Source organism: Spirulina sp. CCY15215 (assembly GCF_016888125.1).
In the GTDB taxonomy this organism is placed as follows: domain Bacteria; phylum Cyanobacteriota; class Cyanobacteriia; order Cyanobacteriales; family Spirulinaceae; genus CCY15215.
In genome coordinates, this window is sequence record NZ_JACSWA010000010.1 from 1 (window position 1) to 263 (window position 263).

1 pseudogene is annotated in these 263 nt (G+C 46.4%); it reads left to right on the plus strand.

Annotated elements, in window-relative coordinates:
- Nucleotides 1-263, plus strand: a pseudogene (locus JUI58_RS00040) (hypothetical protein); the annotation flags it as partial.

A 263-nucleotide genomic window follows, 5' to 3' on the forward strand; every position in this document is an offset into this window, starting at 1 on the left:
ATCCCCCCCTGCCCCCCCTTGGGAAGGGGGGAGGTAGTGCAGCAGTCAATTCTACCCGTTGGAAATTATATGATGAACTGAAGAAGACGAGTTTGCCCGTTGAGATTGGAACGGGAGGATTAACCAAGTTTAATCGCACTCGTCAAAATCTTACAAAGACGCACTTGCTTGATGCTGCTTGCGTGGGAAAATCGACACCAGAACAATTAATTGTTGAGGTTAAAAATCCGCTTTTAATTGCTGCTAAAGGACACGGAACGAGA